Source organism: Saccharothrix sp. ALI-22-I (assembly GCF_001984175.1).
Taxonomy (GTDB): Bacteria; Actinomycetota; Actinomycetes; order Mycobacteriales; family Pseudonocardiaceae; genus Actinosynnema.
Map to the genome: position 1 here is coordinate 45,560 of NZ_MTQP01000034.1, position 16,117 is coordinate 61,676.

The window sequence follows — 16,117 nt, forward strand, 5'->3', positions numbered from 1 at the left end:
ACCGATGCGATGAGGAGCTGACGTGACGAGTAGCCACCGCACCCTTGCAGCGCCGGCGAGGCCGTCCTACGCCTCCGGCCCTTCCGACGTGCCGTTGCTCGGAGACACCATAGGGGACGACTTCGACCGCACGGTCGCCGCGGACCCGGAACGTGAAGCCCTGGTGGAAGTCGCGACGGGCCGGCGGTGGACCTACGCGCAGTTGCGCGCCGACGTCGACATCCTCGCCCTGGGTCTGCTCGACGCCGGCGTGGACAAGGGCGACCGGGTCGGTATCTGGGCGCCGAACGTGGCCGAGTGGACACTGTTGCAGTACGCGACGGCGAAGATCGGCGCGATCCTGGTCAACATCAACCCGAGCTACCGGACGCACGAGCTGGAGTACGTGCTCAAGCAGGCCGCGATCTCGCTGCTGGTGTCGGCACGGGAGTTCAAGACGTCGGACTACGCCGCGATGATCGAGGAGGTCCGCGGGAACTGCTCGCGGCTGCGCTCGGTGGTGCTGATCGGGTCGGGTGAGTGGGACGGGCTGCTGGAGGCCGGTCGGGGCGGGGACGCGGCGCGGCTGGCGCAGGCGCAGGCCGCGCTGTCGCCGGACGACCCGATCAACATCCAGTACACCTCCGGGACGACGGGCTTCCCGAAAGGTGCGACCCTGTCGCACCACAACATCCTCAACAACGGCTACTTCGTCGGCGCCATCTGCGGTTACACACCGGAGGACCGGGTGTGCATCACGGTGCCGTTCTACCACTGCTTCGGCATGGTGATGGGCAACCTGGCCTGCACCTCCCACGGCTGCACCATGGTCATCCCGGCGGAGGGCTTCGACCCGAAGTCGACCCTGGAGGCGGTGGCGCAAGAGCGGTGCACCTCGCTGTACGGGGTGCCGACGATGTTCATCGCCGAGCTCAACCACCCGGACTTCGAGTCCTACGACCTGTCGAGCCTGCGGACGGGGATCATGGCCGGGTCGCCGTGCCCGGTCGAGGTGATGAAGCAGGTCGTGTCCCGGATGGGTATGGAGGAGGTCACGATCTGCTACGGCATGACCGAGACCAGCCCCGTCTCCACCCAGACGCGCGCCGACGACTCCCTCGAACTGCGCGTCTCGACCGTCGGGCGGGTGCACCCACACCTGGAGATCAAGCTGGTCGACCCGGACACGGGGCTGACCGTGCCGCGCGGCACGCCGGGGGAGCTGTGCACCCGCGGGTACTCGGTGATGCTCGGGTACTGGAACGAGCCGGAGAAGACCGCCGAGGCGATCGACGCCGCGCGGTGGATGCACACCGGCGACCTGGCGGTGATGGACGACGACGGGTACGTCAACATCACCGGCCGGATCAAGGACATGGTCATCCGGGGCGGGGAGAACATCTACCCACGGGAGATCGAGGAGTTCCTCTACACCCACCCCGACATCCTTGACGCCCAGGTCGTCGGCGTCCCGGACGTCAAGTACGGCGAGGAGCTCTGCGCCTGGGTCAAGCTGCGCGACGGGGCCGGCGAGATGACGGCCGGGAGCCTCAAGGCCTTCGCCGCCGGGAAGCTCGCGCACTACAAGATCCCGCGCTACGTCCTGGTCGTCGACGAGTTCCCGATGACAGTCACCGGCAAGGTCCGCAAGGTCGAGATGCGTGCCAAATCCGTCCAGATCCTCGACCTGGGCGAGGCCGCCGCGATCAGGAACGCCTGACATGGACTTCGGTATCACTCCGCTCGGCGGGCTCCCGCTGCCCTCCCGGGTGACGATCTGCGAGGTCGGACCGCGCGACGGGTTGCAGAACGAGTCGGGCGTGCTCCCGGTCGAGGTCAAGGCCGAGTTCGTCGCTCGGCTGGTCGACGCCGGGCACACCGTGGTCGAGACGACCGGCTTCGTGCACCCGGAGTGGGTGCCGCAGCTGGCCGACGCCGAAGACCTGCTCGCCGCGATCACCCAGGCACCGGGGGTGCGGTATCCGGTACTGGTGCCCAACGAGCGGGGCCTGGATCGTGCTCTTGGTCTGGGCGTGCGCGACATCGCGGTGTTCGGCAGCATTACCGAGACCTTCGCCAAGCGGAACCTCAACCGCACGGTGGACGAGTCGCTGGAGATGTTCACGCCGGTGGTGGCCCGTGCCCGCGAGGCGGACCTGCGGGTGCGCGGCTATCTGTCGATGTGCTTCGGCGATCCTTGGGAAGGCGACGTTCCCGTCCCGCGGGTGCTCGACGTCGCCACCCGGATGATGGCGCTGGGCTGCACCGAACTCAGCCTGGGCGACACCATCGGGGTCGCGACACCGGGCCAGGTCGTCGCCGTGCTCGACGCCCTGATCGCCGCGGGAATCCCGGTCGACTCGATCGCCGTGCACTTCCACGACACCTATGGCCAGGCCCTGGCCAACACCTTCGCCGCGCTCTGCCGCGGCGTCACCACGATCGACGCCAGCGCCGGCGGCTTGGGCGGCTGCCCCTACGCGGGCAGTGCCACGGGGAACCTCGCCACCGAGGACCTGCTCTGGCAGTTGCACGGCCTCGGCATCGACACCGGCGTCGACCTGCGGAAGATGGTCGACACCAGTGTCTGGCTCGCCGAGAAGCTCGGTCGTCCCAGCCCGTCCCGCACCGTTACCGCCCTCGCCGGTTGACGACAGCCCGCGCGACCCGCCGCCGGGGCTTCCCGATGACTCCGGGGTGTCCCGGCTGCCCGCTTGTCCCGGTACTCGTTCTTTTCTGCTTGTTGCGGGGTGGCGGTCAGAGGCGCTCGATGATCGTGGCGTTGGCCAGTCCGCCGGCCTCGCACATGGTCTGCAAGCCGAACCGGCCGCCGTGCTGTTCGAGGACGGACAGCAGGGTTGTCATGAGGCGTGCTCCGCTCGCGCCGAGCGGGTGGCCGATCGCGGTGGCGCCGCCGTGGACGTTGACCTTGGCGAGGTCCGCGCCGGTCTCGGCCTGCCATGCCAGCACCACGGCGGCGAACGCCTCGTTCACCTCGAACGCGTCGATGTCCGCGAGGGCCAGTCCGGCCCGGTCGAGGACTTTCCGGGTCGCGGGCATGATGCCGGTCAGCATGTACAGGGGGTCGTCGCCGGCGACGGCGAAGCTGTGCAGGCGGGCGCGGGGCCGCAGGCCCAGCCGTGCCGCGGTCTCGCTGCTGGTGATCAGCAACGCGGCGGCCCCGTCGTTGACGGGGGAGGAGTTGCCCGCGGTGACCTTCCAGTCCAGTTGCGGGAACCGCTGCTCCCAGGTGTCGGACCGGAAGGCGGGCTTCAGGCTGGCCAGGACGTCGACCGACGTCGCAGACCGGAGCGACTCGTCGCGGCCGACGTGGACCGGCACACCGTCGGCGGCCGTGGCCTTCACCGGGGCGACCTCGCCGGTGAACCGCCCCTCCTCCCACGCCGTCGCGGCGCGACGGTGGCTTTCCGCGGCGAAGGTGTCCAACTGGGCACGCGAGAGGTTCCAGCGCCGCGCGATGAGTTCGGCGCTGATGCCCTGCGGTACGAGCCCTTCGGGGTAGCGGGTCGCGACGCCGGGGCCGAGGAAGTCCTTGCCGGCCGTCTGGCTGCCGATCGGCACCCGGCTCATCGACTCGACCCCCGAGGCGATCACCACGTCGTAGGCTCCGGCGATGACGCCCTGGGCGGCGAAGTGGATGGCCTGCTGGCTGCTGCCGCACTGCCGGTCGACGGTCACGCCTGGCACCGATTCCGGAAGCCCGGCCGCGAGGGCCGCCCAGCGCGCGGTGTTGGAGCTCTGTTCGCCGATCTGCCCGACCGCGCCGCTGATCACGTCGTCCACAAGGGACGGATCGATTCCGGTTCGCTCGACGAGCGACCTGATGGCGTGGGCGTGCAGGTCGACCGGGTGCACGCCCGACAGCGCACCGCCCGGCTTGCCCTTGCCGATTGGTGTGCGCACCGCATCGACGATGACCGCGTCTCGCATGACCCGTTACCTCCTCGATTCACCGGTATCGCTACCGGGTACGTGCATTCCGCGACTGAGTTCGTGGTGATCGACGCCGGGCATGTGATCACGACGGCCGGGGTCGGCGAGCCGGCCGCGGTGGCGGCGCGGCCGGATGGGCTCGGCTTCGTCCTGCCTGTCCTGTGGCGAGGTCGGGCAGGCACGGCACGTGAAGTGACGGGGCGTCAGGCCTGGGCGTCAGAGTCCGCCGGCGGCAGCGGGAACAGCATGCAGCTGCTGGTGGCGTGGGCGAGCAGGCGGTCCGTGCCGTCGACCAACCGGGCCTGCGCGAGTGCGGTCTGTCGGCCGCTGCTGATGATCGTTCCGATGGCGCGGATCTTGCCCGTGTCGACCGTGATGCGCCGCAGGAACTTGACGTTGAGGTCGAGCGAGGTGTATCCGACGCCCGGCGGCAGCGTCGACTGGACGGCGCAGCCGGTCGCCGAGTCGAGCAGGGTGGCGTAGACGCCGCCGTGCACGCTGCCGATGGGGTTGTAGTGCTCCTCGCCGGGTACCAGTGAGAACACCACGCGCCCCTCTTCCGCTTCTTCGAGGACGAGGTCCAAGGCGGACAGGACGGGCGGCGCGGGTAGGTGACCCGCGAGCATGTCGTGCAGGAAGTCCAGGCCGGAAGTGCGCCCCACGGCGGCTGCCGTGACGGCTGGATCCCCCCACTCGTACGTGCGTGTGTGTCCCATTGGGTCGGTGCCCCTCCGTCTGGCTTCGTTTGGTGAAGCTAGCCTCAGCCTAGCTGGCTGTCAAATGCGGAGTCAGACGTAGGATCGAGGGGTGGAGTGGCTTGAGATGAGCATGGAGAACTGCCCGGTCCAGCGCACACTCGACGTGGTGGGGGAGAAGTGGACGCTGTTGATCCTGCGTGACGCCGTCAACGGCGTTCGTCGCTTCGACGACTTCCGCCGCCACATCGGCCTGTCGGAGGCGGTGCTCAGTGACCGGCTCCGGAAGTTGACCGCGGCGGGCATCATGCGGACCGTCCCGTACCGGGAACCGGGCAGCCGCTCCCGCAACGAATACCGCCTGACCCGCAAGGGTTGGGACCTGTGGCCCGTGGTGACGGCGTTGAGACAATGGGGCGAGACGTACGCCGGCGAGCCGGAGGGGCCGGTCATGGACATCCGCCATGACGAGTGCGGAGCCCCGGTGCGCGTCGTGGTCGAGTGCACCGCCGGTCACGTGGCCCTGCCGCCTTCCGAGGTCACCGCCCGGCCCGGTCCGGCGGCCCGACCCCAGGCGTGACCTCCACGCGCCGAGACCGCACGCTCACCACACGGAGCGCCTGGGACCGCACGACGCGGACGAGTCGTCACCCGATACCGTGCAGGAAGGTCAACAGTTCCGCTCAAGGATCGCCCAGCAGGGCCCCGATCCACACCTGGCGAACGGCATGCTCATACTGTCGCGGCGTGGGCCCGCAGGAACCGCAGTCGGCGATCCGCGACGCGGCGCACGCCCTGGGCCACCCGCCGGGCAGTCAGGACGCCCGGAGCAAGCGGGTCGACGGCTGGGGCACCGTGCGCGCCGCCGCCGCCGGCAACACCGCCGGCCGCGCGGAGGGGACCGGCGGCGCGCCGCCGACCGCGGGCACGACCGGTCATCGCCGACAGGCGGCGGGCAGGTCGGGCCGATCCCGCGTGACGTGCTGCTGCTGGCCGCCGAGCTGGAGGGGCGCGCTGCGGCACCTGGGCATCCACTCCGACGGCATGGTCATCTGCGACCGGCCCGTGGCCGAGGTCGTGCCCGTAGAGCGTGCCCGGATGCCCGGCAGGACGGTACTGCAGTGGGACAAGGACGACTGCGCCACCGCCGGGCTGGTCAAGTTCGACCTGCTCGGCCTCGGATGCTCTCGGCGATTCGCTACGCCCGCGACCTGGTCGCCGAACACGAGGGCGTGCACGTCGACCCGGCCCGCCTCGACCTCGTCGACCCCGCCGTCTACGACATGCTCTGCGCCGCAGCCACCGTGGGCGTGTTCCAGATGGACTCTGTGTCAAGTCCAGGCGTGTTGTCTGCGCCGCCTCTGGCTGATGCGCATGCCGATTGGGGCGAGTTGCGATGATCGGGGGTCCACACGCCCACCGGGCTCTCCGACCGCGGCTGTGTTTCGCGGCGGACCGCCGGGAAGCCGAGGGTGTCCAGTGCGTCGATCAGTGCCTGCTCGACACGGCGGATCAGTCCACGGGGACCGAGCTCACGCCCGTTCCTGCCCTCCTGTGGCGACAGCCACCCGAGGGGCCTGACGCCCTGGCGTAGCGGTCTGCAACGATCGGACCGGGGCGGCTGACGCAGCATCCGGAATGGTTCCACAGTGGATCAGAGGTCGAGGACCAGACGGTCGCCTTGGGCTCGGGAGACGCAGATCATCATGGTGCTGCCTGCGGCGCGCTCCTGGTCGTTCAGGACCGAGTCGCGGTGGTCGATCTCCCCGGACAACACGGTCGTCTCGCAGGTCCCGCAGATTCCTTCCTCGCACGACGTCATCACCGACACACCGGCATTCCCGACGGCCTCAAGAATGGACATGTCCTCAGCTTGACTCTGTCGGGGATCTTGGAACAGCCGGCGTGTCGCGGAAGGTGACCGATAGGTAACAGCGAGGCTTCTGGGGTCGGTGAAGTCACAACGCTCCCCGAGGTGGTCAGATGTCCTTACATGGTCGCCACCGACTGGCGCCAGCCGGCGCACGCCGTCCGCACCGCTGCGGTCGACATCCCCCTGGCCGACCCGTACTTCTGGACCATGCGCGGCTCGGTCCGCGTCGCCCGGCTGTGCGCCGACTTCGGCCTCACCCGGGGCTCGCACTCCAACAACCACTTCGACATCTCACTGGCGATGTTCACCCACGTCGGCGCGGCCGCACCGGGACCGATCACCGCCCTGGACACCCACTGGATCCGGCAGGACGAGGCAGGCGCTGACCCGGACGCCGCTGCAGATCCGCGACGGCGGCATCAGCGTCCCGACCACGCCCGGCCTCGGCGTCGAACTCGACCGGGACGCCCTCGCCGCCGCACACGAGCTGTACCTGGAACACGGACTCGGTGCCAGGGACGACGCCACCGCCATGCGCCGACTGGTCCCAAGCCGGCAGTCCGACCCCAAACGCCCCAGCCCGGCCCGTAGACCGGAGCGTCACCGTGCCGGCGCTCGTTTAAGCTCGGCACCCGGTGACGTCGGTCGGTGCGCCTCGGAGGTGTGGTGATGCGACGGGATGGCGGTTCGGGGACGGGCCGCGGTGGTTGGTTCCGGACCAGCTCACCCATCCTCATCGGGCGCGGCGAGCACTTGGCCGCGCTGCGGGAGGTTGCCGCGCACCACCCGGCGGTCGCCCTGCTCGAAGGCGAGGCGGGGGTGGGCAAGAGCAGGTTGGTGTCCGAGCTGCTCGCCGGGGACCTGGGTGCCGTGCTGCCGCTGGTCGGTTACTGCCGGCAGGTCGGCGAGCCGTTCTCCTACGGTGCGCTGTTGGAGGCGCTGCGGGACGCGGGGCCGAGACTGGCTCGGCGGTGGGACTTGAACCCGTTGATCGGCGCGCTGGCTCCACTGCTGCCGGAGATCGCCGCCGAGCTGCCCGCCCCGTTGCCGCCGATCGGTGACCCGCGGGCCGAGCGGCACCGGCTGTTCCGGGCGGTGCGGGAACTCCTCGGCACGCTCGGCCCGGTGCTGCTCGTGGTCGAAGACCTGCACTGGGCCGATGACGGCACGCGTCAACTGCTGCGCTTCCTGGCGGGTGGTCCGCCGGCCAACCTCAGCATGGTCCTCACCTACCGGCGGGAGGACCTGCCCGGCGGCAGCCCGCTGGGCGCGGAGTTCCGGTCCGCCGCCGGCGGCCTGGTCGCGGTGCTGGAGATCGAGCCGCTGGACGTCGACGGTGTGCGCGGGTTGACCAAGGCGATCCTCGGCGCGGAGGGGGTTTCGGTCGAGTTCGCGGCACGGCTGCACGAGCGGACCGCGGGCATCCCGTTCGTCGTCGAGGAGATGTTGAGCGCCCTTCGTGACACGGCGGGAGCGGTGCACGCGGGCGGCGCGCGGGCCGAACGGCTGCTCGACGCCCTGAGGGTCCCCGTGCTGCTGCGCGATGCGATGGCCGATCGCCTGGCCACCCTGCCCGCCGGCACGGTCCGCCTGGTCGAGGCGGCCGCGGTGCTCGGCACGCCCGCGCCCGCCGAACTGCTCGCCGAGGTGGGCGGCGTTTCGGAGGACCGGGTGAGGTCGGCGCTCGCACACGCCGTGGACGGGCACGTCCTGCACGAGGTGGACGGGTTGAGGTACGGGTTCCGGCACATGCTGGCCCGTCAGGCGGTGTACGACACGATCAGCGCCCCGGAGCGCGCCGGCCTGCACGACCGTGCCGTCGACGCGCTGGAGCACGTCGAACCGAGGCCGCTGGTCCAGTTGGCCGGGCACAGCGAGCGGGCGGGCCGGACGGCGGACTGGTTGACCTACGGGGAGGCGGCGGCGGACCGGGCCATCGACTCCGGTGACGCGACCACCGCGACCACGTTGTTGCAGCGGTTGCTCGCCGTGCCGGTCTTGCCCGCCGACGCGGTCGACCGGCTGGCGATCAAGCTCGGGCGCATCGCTAACACCGGGCTGGACCAGCGCGACCCGACGGAGACGCTGGAGCGCCTGCTGGCCGACCCGCGGCCGACGGCATCGGTGCGCGGCGAGGTGCGCCTGTACCGCGCCTTGCTGCTGGTCCGCCAGATCGGCCGCATCCGGGAGGGGCGGGCGGAGCTCGAACGCGCGATCGACGAGTTCGCGGACAGGCCCCACCTCGTCGCCCGCGCCGCCGCCGTGCTCTCCATGCCGTATCTCGGCACGGCTGCGCCGGAGGACCTGGAGAGGTGGCGACGGCGTGCTGCGACCCACTTGGCGACAGCGACGGGCGAGTTGCGCGTCTCCCTGCTGGCCAACGAGTTGGGGTTCCGCTTGCACCGCGGGTACCTCACGGGGCTGGACGAGGTGCCCGAGCGCGCGGACACCCTCGGCGGGCAGCAGCACCTGGCGCGGCTGCGGTGCAACGTCGCCGACGCCTGCGTGTGGCTCGGCCACCTCGACCTGGGGGCCCGTTTCCTGCGTGACGGGCTGCGGCTCGCGACAGAGAGCGGCGCGCCGTTCGTGATCAGCACCGGCCGCACCACCGAGGCGCGGCTGGACTGGATCACCGGCCGGTGGGACGGTCTGGCCGAGCGGGCGAGCGGGTTGATCGAGGAGTACCGCGACGTGACCGCCATGACCGGCGAGCTGGAGCTGGTGCTCGGCTGGCTCGCCGCGGCGCGTGGGGACTGGGCGGTGGCGGGTGAGCACTTCGGGAGGACCGGCGCGCACGACCCGCGCGACGCCATCGCTCCGGTGGCGATCAGCGGGACCGCGGGCATCGCCTCGATCCTGCTGCGACGGAAAGCGGTAGTCGACGCGGCGACGGAGGTCGATCGAGGGCTGGCCGCCGTGCGGCGGACGGGAGGCTGGCCCTGGGTCGGCTTGCTGGCCCCGGTCGCCGTCGTCGCCTATGCGGCCGCTGGCCGGATCGCGGAAGCCGAACGCCTGGTGGACGAGGTCACCGAAGGCATCGCCGACCGCGACGCGCCCGCCGTCCTCGCCGCGCTCGCGCAGTGCCGGGGCGCACTGGCCGAGGCCCGAGGCGAACCCTCTGCCGCCATCGAGCATTTCAGAGAGGCCGTGGCGCGTTACGAGGCGATGCCCGCGCCGTACTTCGCCGCCATCGCCGGCGAACGCGAGGCGACGGTCTTGGCACCGTCCGATCCGGAGAAGGCCGCCGAGCTGCTCACAGACCTGGTGCAGACCTTCGACGGGCTCGGCGCGTCGAAGGACGCCGCCCGCTGCCGCCGCACCCTGCACACGCTCGACCGGGCGAAACCGGCTCGGCGGGGCCGCCGGGGGTACGGCAACGACCTCTCCCCCCGCGAGGCCGAGATCGCACGCATGGTCGCAGCCGGGCAGACCAACCGCGAGATCGCCGAGGAGCTGTTCCTGTCGTCCCGGACGGTCGAGCAGCACGTGGCTCGGCTGTTCCGCAAGCTGGGGATCAACTCGCGCGCCCACTTGCGCGCCGACCGCCTCGGCTGAGCTCCCCTCGGGAGCGAGCGGCGCTCCCGGAGCCGTCCGGGAGCGCCGCTCGACACCTGTGCGATGTGCTGTCAGTAGTACAGCGGTTGGCAGAACGTCAAGGTGCCGTAGGTGTTGCACTGGATCCGCTTGCCGACGGTGGTGTTCCTATTGCCGGCACGGTCGGTTACGGTGAGCTCAGGGGTGTAGGCAGCAGTCCGGCTCGGGTAGGTGTGACTGATCTTGACCCCGCTGCCGGTCTGCCCGTCACCGAAGTTCCACGTGTGCGAGGCGATGTCGCTGTCGGGGTCGCTGGACGCGGTGCCGTCGAAGGAGCAGACGGTCTGCTGGCAGAACACGGTGAACGACGCCGTCGGCGGCTGCGGGCCGGCGGCGGCCCTGCGCGACGTGGTGGCGGTCTTGCCGCTGTTGTCGGTGACCGTGAGCTTCACCGTGTAGGCGCCCGCCGGGCTGTAGGCGTGCGACGGCTTGATGCCACTGCCGGTCTTGCCGTCGCCGAAGTCCCAGGCGTACGAGGAGATCGTGCCGTCGGGGTCCGAAGACGCCGACGCGTCGAACGTGCAGGAGGGGGTCGTCGACGAGCAGTTCGCGGTGAAGGAGGCCGTCGGCGCACCGGGGTCACGGGCACCGAGGTCCTTGACGTACAGCAGCCGGTTCGGCGAGTCCTTCGGGTCGGAGACCTTGTTGGTGGTCGCCGTGTCGAGGACCCGGGCGTTGGCGTCGGCCACCGAGATGCCCGGGTTGGCGCTCGTCACCAGCGCCAGAGCGCCGGCCACGTGCGGGGTGGCCATCGACGTGCCGTTCCACGCGGCGGTGCCGCCGCCCTTGGTTGTGGAGGTGATGCTGCTGCCCGGCGCGAACAGCTCGACGCAGCTGCCGTAGTTGGACGACGATGAGCTGCTCCACACACTGCGGCGATCTCCGCTGTCCGTCGCGGCGACCGTGAGCACGCCCTCAGCGGCGGCCGGGCTGAAGTTGCAGGCGTTCTGCCCGTTGTTGCCGGCCGCGATGGCCCACGCGACGCCGGCCTTGACCGAGTTGGTCACGGCCTGGTCCACGGCGGTGGCCCGGCTGCCGCCGAGGCTCATGTTGCCCACGGCGGCTTGCGGTGCGTTGTCGGTCACCCAGTCGATGCCCGCGATGATCTTGTCCCACGGTCCGCTCGAGTTGCAGTCCAGCACCCGGACCGCGACCAGGTCGACGTTCTTGGCGACGCCGTAGGTCTTGCTGCCGATCGTGCCGCCGACGTGGGTGCCGTGACCGTGGCAGTCGCTCGCGTCGCTGTCGTTGTCGATGAAGTCGTAACCGCTGTGCGCCCGGCCCTCCAGGTCGGGGTGGCGGAAGTCCATGCCGGTGTCGAGGACGTAGGCCGTGACGCCGGAGCCGTCGTTCGGCGCGCCGAAGGCGTCGTCCAGCGGCAGGTCCCGCTGGTCAACGCGGTCCAGGCCCCACGTCTCGGTCGCGTGCGCGATCCCGTTCTGCTCCACGAAGCTCACCGCGGGGTCGGCCGCGAGCCGCTTGGCCTGCCGCTCGCTCATCCGCACCGAGAAGCCGCGTAACGCGGCGGAGTAGACGTGCGAGACCTCGCCACCGTACTCGCCGGCCAGGTCGGTAGCCTGCGCCGAGACCGCGGCCTGGGCGCTCGCAGCCATCGACGGCACACCGTCCAGGACCACGATGTAACTGCCGTCGACGGCACCTCGGGCGCCTGCGCCCAGGATCTGGCCCTCGGCCGCCTGCGCGACGCCGACGACGCTCAGCGCCATGATCGAGGCGACGCCGGCACACAGACCGGTCATTCGCTTGCCTCTTGGGTGTGAAGCGGACATGCGTAACCAGACTCCTTCAGCGTTGGCAGGGAACGACTCGGGACTTCAGGTCGACGGACCAAGCGTCGACAGCGAACGCGAAGCGGGCAATCGGTGCAGGAGTTCTTGCGTATACGTATTTATCGGCTCTTTCCGGGGCGAGATGCCGGACCGAGGAGTTGTGCTTGCCGAATGTCGTCCGTGCAGGTCAGGCGGCGTGGTGGTACTCGTTGATGGTGCCGCCCAGTCGCTGTCGTCGGCGGATGTCGAGGTGGGTGGCCGCTGGTTGATCGGTGACGGCTGGTGGCAGCGTGCGCGGTGGTCGTGCGTTGGCGATGCCTTGGTGGGGCACCTACCGACTTCGCCTCCCGTCTACGACGCATAAGGCATGAAGGGATCTCGCGATGCCCGCACCATCCGCGAATGCCGCAGAAATCGAGGAGCAACCCTCTACGTCCTCGACCGGCCCGGAACTGGAGTTGGTGCGCCGGATCCTGGCCAGGCACCACCCGGAAGCGGACCCGATCGAGGTGTACGCCCGCGCTGTGGAACTGAGCTGGCACGACGCGCGCAACGCCCGGTACCAGGGCGGGTACGCGCGAACCGTCACCGGCGCACTACTCAAGGAGCTCGGCAGTGTCTTCGGCCTTGCCGGACCGATCGTGGTGTACCTGCTCCAGCCGATCCCGGGCATCCCTCCGTGGAGCCGCTACGCCCTGGGCGTCTTTTCCTGGTCAGCGCGGTGACCTACCTCTACTCGCGTCACGCGTGTGTCAACGTGGCTCAACGCGGGCGTAGAGGCGACTCGGGTAGCCGAGTGGGCTGGGCACAGCGTGGCCGTTCTGCTGCGGGTCTATGCGAAGTGCCTGGATGGTGGCGAGCAGACCGCTCGACAGCGCGTCCAGGACGCTCTAGGAGGTTTGCCGAACTTGGACGCGCCCTGGACGTGAACCCCCGTAGACGGCCGTTCTGAGCCGCACGTGGCCGGACAACACGAGAAAGCCCCTGTGACCGGTTCTCGCTGGTCACAGGGGCTTTTGCTGATGTGGCGGGTAGAGGATTCGAACCTCTGTAGCTTTGCGACGGATTTACAGAATCCCGCCCGAACCACGTCTGACCAGCGTTTACAGCTCTCGGTACAGCCACTTCGGCACACACTCGGCACAGACACCTACCGGACCCCGTCCGCAGCAAGCCGCCTGGTCTCGCTGGCGCACTCGCGGGGGTTGTGTCCGGCGGCGATGATTCGGACATGCCCGAGGACCGCCCCGCTCCCGTGCCGCTACCGACGCCATCCACGTCACGTACGCCGCTGGAGCCTATGCCGCGCAGGGTGATCGCGACCGTGGCGGCTCTGATTGCCACGGCCACGATCGGCCTGGTGGTGGTGTTGTGGTGGGCGGGCACCGCGGGCCTGTCGGGGGCGGCGTTGGTGACGGCGCGGTTCGACGCGCTGCGCACCGGGTTGAGCATCGGGGTCGGCGGGGGCGGCGTCTTCGCGCTGTACCTGGCGTGGCGACGCCAGCACGCTACCGAGATCGGGCTGGTGCAGAAGGAACGCGACCAGGCCGACGTCGCCCGCGCCTACAAATTGCAACGCCAGACCGCCGAGCACAACCGTCTGCACGCCGAACGCGTCGCGGCCACGACCGAACGCGACGCCGAAGCCCGCCGAATCACCGACCTGTACGCGAAGGCGGTGGAGCAGCTCGGGTCGGACAAGACCCCGGTCCGACACGGCGGCCTCTACGCCCTGGAGCGCCTCGCGCAGGACCATCCCGACAATCCCTCCCTGCGCCAGACTGTGGTCAACGTGCTCTGCGCCTACCTCCGCGCACCCTTCGACCTCCCCGGCGACCCGCCCGACGCCAATACCGACCGAACCGCCCGCGACGAGCACCGGGAACGAGTCCAGGAACGTGAGGTCCGGCTAACCGCCCAACGCATCCTCATCAGCCACCTGAATCCCGGCGACGATGCCGAGCACTCCCCGGCAACCTTCTGGGCAGACATCGATCTCGAACTTACTTCCGCAGTCCTCATCAAACTGGGACATGATCGGCTGCCTGCTACGCAACGCGACGTTCCATCTGGCCACCTTCATCGGGGACGTCTGGTTCCGGCAAAGCGACTTTCACCGGGAACGCCTGGTTCGACGAAGCGACGTTCACCAAGGAAGCTTCGTTCGGCGGAGCGACGTTCCGCTACAATCCGTCCAGATCGTCGTTCAACTTCTCGTCGTGGCCCATCGGATGGCAGCACTCAATCGACCACGTAGCTATCGAAGGTCGCGAGGGTACTTGGCATCGCCTTCTGAAGGTCAAACCCGGACCCGACGACCCGACCTCCGAATCCCCTGACGACTGATCCCCAGTCTGCTCCCGATGGCAGCACCCGCCTCGGGCAGGGCCCCGGCAAAGTCGTGACGGTGTCCGGCTTGGATGGTTCGGCGTAGAAGCGCCGCGGTTAGCGGCAACAAGACGGGCATGACCGGTTCAGAAGATCATCAAGGTTCCTACGCCATGCTGATCTATCCGGAGTGAGTCATGCCCGCTCTGCCATCATCACTGATCTCGTCGCTGTTCGACGCACCGGTTCTGACCATCGCGGAGACCACCGCCGTGCTGGCCGGTCTGCCGGATCCTCGCGCCCGCCGTGGCGTCCGGCACCAGCTGAGCGTGGTCGTCACCGCCGCAGTGTGCGCCGTGGTGTCCGGCTACCGTTCGTACACCGCAATCGCCGAGTGGGTCGCCGATGTGCCGGCGACAACGGCGCTCGCGTTGGGCATCGCCCCGGACCGCCGCCCGTCCGAAGCGATGATCCGCCGGCTGCTGCAGGTCATGGATCCTGACCTGCTCACCACAGCCGTCGGCACCTGGCTGGCCAGTCGCGTCACGGCCGCCCCGGCATCCCGGCGGGCGGTCGCGGTCGACGGCAAGGCGTTACGCGGCTCACGGACTCTTGACACCGCGGCCGAGTACACAATGGCCGCCTGCGACCAGGTCACCGGCGTGGTCCTGGCCGGCACTGACGTCGACGGCAAGACGAACGAGATCACCCGCTTCGCACCCCTGCTGGACCAGATCGGCGACCTGCGCGACACGGTGATCACCGCCGACGCGCTGCACTGCCAGCGTGAGCACGTCGACTACCTCGCCGAACGCGGCGCGCACTGGATCCTGACCGTCAAGGGCAACCAGCCCACCCTGCACGCCCAACTCGCCGGCCTGCCCTGGCGGGCCGTCCCGGACGCCAAGACCCCGCGGATCTGTCACGCTTGCCGCAGGTCATGACTCGGCGAAGGAGGCGCCCATGTCTGCTCACAACGAGGAACTGCTGGCAGCCGCTGAGGGCTTCGACCTCAAGGGCGTGAAAGCCGCGCTGGAGGCCGGCGCGGACGTCGACGCACGGGCGCCCGGGGGCCGGACCGCCCTGATGTCGGCGTCGATGCGCAGCTTCATCCAGATCATGGAGGTGCTGCTGGGAGCGGGTGCATCCGTCGACCTGCAAGCCGCCCAGGGGGAGACCGCCTTGATCTGCGCCGCGAGCGGTCGGGGCGGGGAGTCGATCCGGCTGCTGCTCGACAACGGCGCAGATCCCAACCTCGGCGATCGCAACAAGAAGCGGCCGCTAATGTGGATGGTCGACCCTGGGTTCCACCGACAGTCCGACACCTCCGCGAGCGTCGCACCACTGGTCCGGGCGGGGGCGCGCATTAACGACCGTGACGACGCGGACCGTACTGCGCTCATGTGGGCCGTGACGGAGTTCGGCGACGAGAGCGCCCTCCGGCCTTCCGTCATCGCCGCACTGGTGGAGAACGGTGCCGACGTGGGCGCCACGGACGTCAACGGCGAGACCGCCATGTTCCACCTGGTGCGCAACGTCGACCTCGCGCTGGCCCTGGACCTGGGTGCTGCCTGCATCCAGGTCCTTCTCGACGCTGGGGCGGACCCCAACGCGAAGAACAACAAGAACCAGACGCCGCTCGCCGTCGTCAAGAACGACCTAGAGCTGCTCGACCTTCTGCGCGGCCTGGGCTTCACCGCCTAACGACTTTGCCGGGGCCCCGGGGCTGTCCCGCCCTGGAACCGCTGGTCAGAAGGCACGGCGGGACAGGTGGGACAGCACCGCCTCGGGAGGGCGGTGCGATCACCGTGCTGGCAAGGCATCTACCAGCACAAACAGCAAAACGACCTTGTTCTTAGGGCAACTTTGGCCCGTATTCGGCACACGAGGTCACGCGCCAGTCA

At 69.8% G+C, this 16,117-nt stretch carries 14 protein-coding genes and 2 pseudogenes; 11 read left to right on the plus strand and 5 right to left on the minus strand.

The genetic code is table 11. The features are described from left to right. The first annotated feature begins 22 nt into the window (after nt 1-22). Nucleotides 23-1,699, plus strand: coding sequence for an AMP-binding protein (locus ALI22I_RS03365; RefSeq protein WP_077004077.1), 1,677 nt, complete (start codon nt 23-25; stop codon nt 1,697-1,699). 1 nt (nt 1,700) lies between these two features. Then, nucleotides 1,701-2,630, plus strand: coding sequence for a hydroxymethylglutaryl-CoA lyase (locus tag ALI22I_RS03370; RefSeq protein WP_077004078.1), 930 nt, complete (start codon nt 1,701-1,703; stop codon nt 2,628-2,630). A 106-nt stretch (nt 2,631-2,736) separates the two neighbouring features. On the opposite strand, the gene ALI22I_RS03375 is transcribed toward ALI22I_RS03370, so the two are convergent. Then, entirely contained in the window at nt 2,737-3,930 is a 1,194-nt protein-coding gene (locus ALI22I_RS03375; RefSeq protein WP_077004079.1) for a thiolase family protein, read from the minus strand. A gap of 206 nt (nt 3,931-4,136) precedes the next feature. Next, nucleotides 4,137-4,595: a PaaI family thioesterase gene (locus tag ALI22I_RS03380; RefSeq protein ID WP_238598059.1), complete on the minus strand. Its 459-nt coding sequence runs from the start codon at nt 4,593-4,595 to the stop codon at nt 4,137-4,139. Between the two features lie 145 nt (nt 4,596-4,740). On the opposite strand from ALI22I_RS03380, the gene ALI22I_RS03385 reads away from it, so the two are divergent. The 3 genes and pseudogenes from ALI22I_RS03385 (at nt 4,741) to ALI22I_RS52935 (ending at nt 6,028) form a co-directional block, all read left to right on the plus strand. After that, nucleotides 4,741-5,208, plus strand: coding sequence for a winged helix-turn-helix transcriptional regulator (locus tag ALI22I_RS03385; RefSeq protein ID WP_077004081.1), 468 nt, complete (start codon nt 4,741-4,743; stop codon nt 5,206-5,208). A gap of 167 nt (nt 5,209-5,375) precedes the next feature. Further along, a pseudogene (locus ALI22I_RS52930) lies at nt 5,376-5,744 on the plus strand (hypothetical protein); the annotation flags it as partial. Nucleotides 5,745-5,809: 65 nt separating this feature from the next. Beyond that, nucleotides 5,810-6,028 carry a hypothetical protein gene (locus ALI22I_RS52935; RefSeq protein ID WP_238598060.1) on the plus strand — a complete coding sequence of 73 codons (219 nt, stop codon included), beginning with the start codon at nt 5,810-5,812 and terminating at the stop codon, nt 6,026-6,028. Between the two features lie 254 nt (nt 6,029-6,282). Here the strand turns inward: ALI22I_RS52935 and ALI22I_RS03395 are convergent. Beyond that, nucleotides 6,283-6,495, minus strand: a pseudogene (locus ALI22I_RS03395) (2Fe-2S iron-sulfur cluster-binding protein); the annotation flags it as partial. Nucleotides 6,496-6,621: 126 nt separating this feature from the next. Here ALI22I_RS03395 and ALI22I_RS55010 point away from each other — a divergent pair. Together ALI22I_RS55010 and ALI22I_RS03405 are read left to right on the plus strand one after the other, a co-directional pair. Then, on the plus strand, nt 6,622-7,092 hold the full coding sequence (locus ALI22I_RS55010; protein WP_338013460.1) for an enolase C-terminal domain-like protein: 471 nt from the start codon (nt 6,622-6,624) through the stop codon (nt 7,090-7,092). A 78-nt stretch (nt 7,093-7,170) separates the two neighbouring features. Next, nucleotides 7,171-10,056, plus strand: coding sequence for an ATP-binding protein (locus ALI22I_RS03405; protein WP_143531934.1), 2,886 nt, complete (start codon nt 7,171-7,173; stop codon nt 10,054-10,056). 71 nt (nt 10,057-10,127) lie between these two features. Here the strand turns inward: ALI22I_RS03405 and ALI22I_RS03410 are convergent, their stop codons facing one another. Then, a complete protein-coding gene (locus tag ALI22I_RS03410) occupies nt 10,128-11,855 on the minus strand; it encodes a S8 family serine peptidase (RefSeq protein ID WP_238598063.1) in 1,728 nt (575 codons plus the stop codon). Nucleotides 11,856-12,072: 217 nt separating this feature from the next. Further along, on the minus strand, nt 12,073-12,216 hold the full coding sequence (locus ALI22I_RS48550; protein WP_179118079.1) for a hypothetical protein: 144 nt from the start codon (nt 12,214-12,216) through the stop codon (nt 12,073-12,075). Nucleotides 12,217-12,268: 52 nt separating this feature from the next. On the opposite strand from ALI22I_RS48550, the gene ALI22I_RS03415 reads away from it, so the two are divergent. From ALI22I_RS03415 to ALI22I_RS03435, 4 genes are all read left to right on the plus strand, one after another. Further along, the gene (locus tag ALI22I_RS03415) at nt 12,269-12,610 is read left to right on the plus strand and encodes a hypothetical protein (RefSeq protein ID WP_143531935.1); all 342 of its coding nucleotides are present in this window, start codon (nt 12,269-12,271) and stop codon (nt 12,608-12,610) included. Between the two features lie 587 nt (nt 12,611-13,197). Next, nucleotides 13,198-14,142: a hypothetical protein gene (locus ALI22I_RS03425; RefSeq protein WP_143531936.1), complete on the plus strand. Its 945-nt coding sequence runs from the start codon at nt 13,198-13,200 to the stop codon at nt 14,140-14,142. Nucleotides 14,143-14,410: 268 nt separating this feature from the next. Next, nucleotides 14,411-15,157, plus strand: a complete 747-nt coding sequence (locus tag ALI22I_RS03430) for an ISAs1 family transposase (RefSeq protein ID WP_202970641.1) — start codon at nt 14,411-14,413, stop codon at nt 15,155-15,157. A gap of 19 nt (nt 15,158-15,176) precedes the next feature. Further along, nucleotides 15,177-15,917, plus strand: coding sequence for an ankyrin repeat domain-containing protein (locus tag ALI22I_RS03435; RefSeq protein WP_077004086.1), 741 nt, complete (start codon nt 15,177-15,179; stop codon nt 15,915-15,917). Nucleotides 15,918-16,117: the final 200 nt, after the last annotated feature.

Coding starts and splice junctions, on each gene's coding strand:
- ALI22I_RS03370 (WP_077004078.1), top strand. CDS start 1,701: ATGGACTTCGGTATCACTCCGCTCGGCGGGCTCCCGCTGCCCTCCCGG.
- ALI22I_RS03375 (WP_077004079.1), bottom strand. CDS start 3,930: ATGCGAGACGCGGTCATCGTCGATGCGGTGCGCACACCAATCGGCAAG.
- ALI22I_RS52935 (WP_238598060.1), top strand. CDS start 5,810: ATGCTCTCGGCGATTCGCTACGCCCGCGACCTGGTCGCCGAACACGAG.
- ALI22I_RS55010 (WP_338013460.1), top strand. CDS start 6,622: ATGGTCGCCACCGACTGGCGCCAGCCGGCGCACGCCGTCCGCACCGCT.
- ALI22I_RS03405 (WP_143531934.1), top strand. CDS start 7,171: ATGCGACGGGATGGCGGTTCGGGGACGGGCCGCGGTGGTTGGTTCCGG.
- ALI22I_RS03410 (WP_238598063.1), bottom strand. CDS start 11,855: ATGACCGGTCTGTGTGCCGGCGTCGCCTCGATCATGGCGCTGAGCGTC.
- ALI22I_RS03415 (WP_143531935.1), top strand. CDS start 12,269: ATGCCCGCACCATCCGCGAATGCCGCAGAAATCGAGGAGCAACCCTCT.
- ALI22I_RS03430 (WP_202970641.1), top strand. CDS start 14,411: ATGCCCGCTCTGCCATCATCACTGATCTCGTCGCTGTTCGACGCACCG.
- ALI22I_RS03435 (WP_077004086.1), top strand. CDS start 15,177: ATGTCTGCTCACAACGAGGAACTGCTGGCAGCCGCTGAGGGCTTCGAC.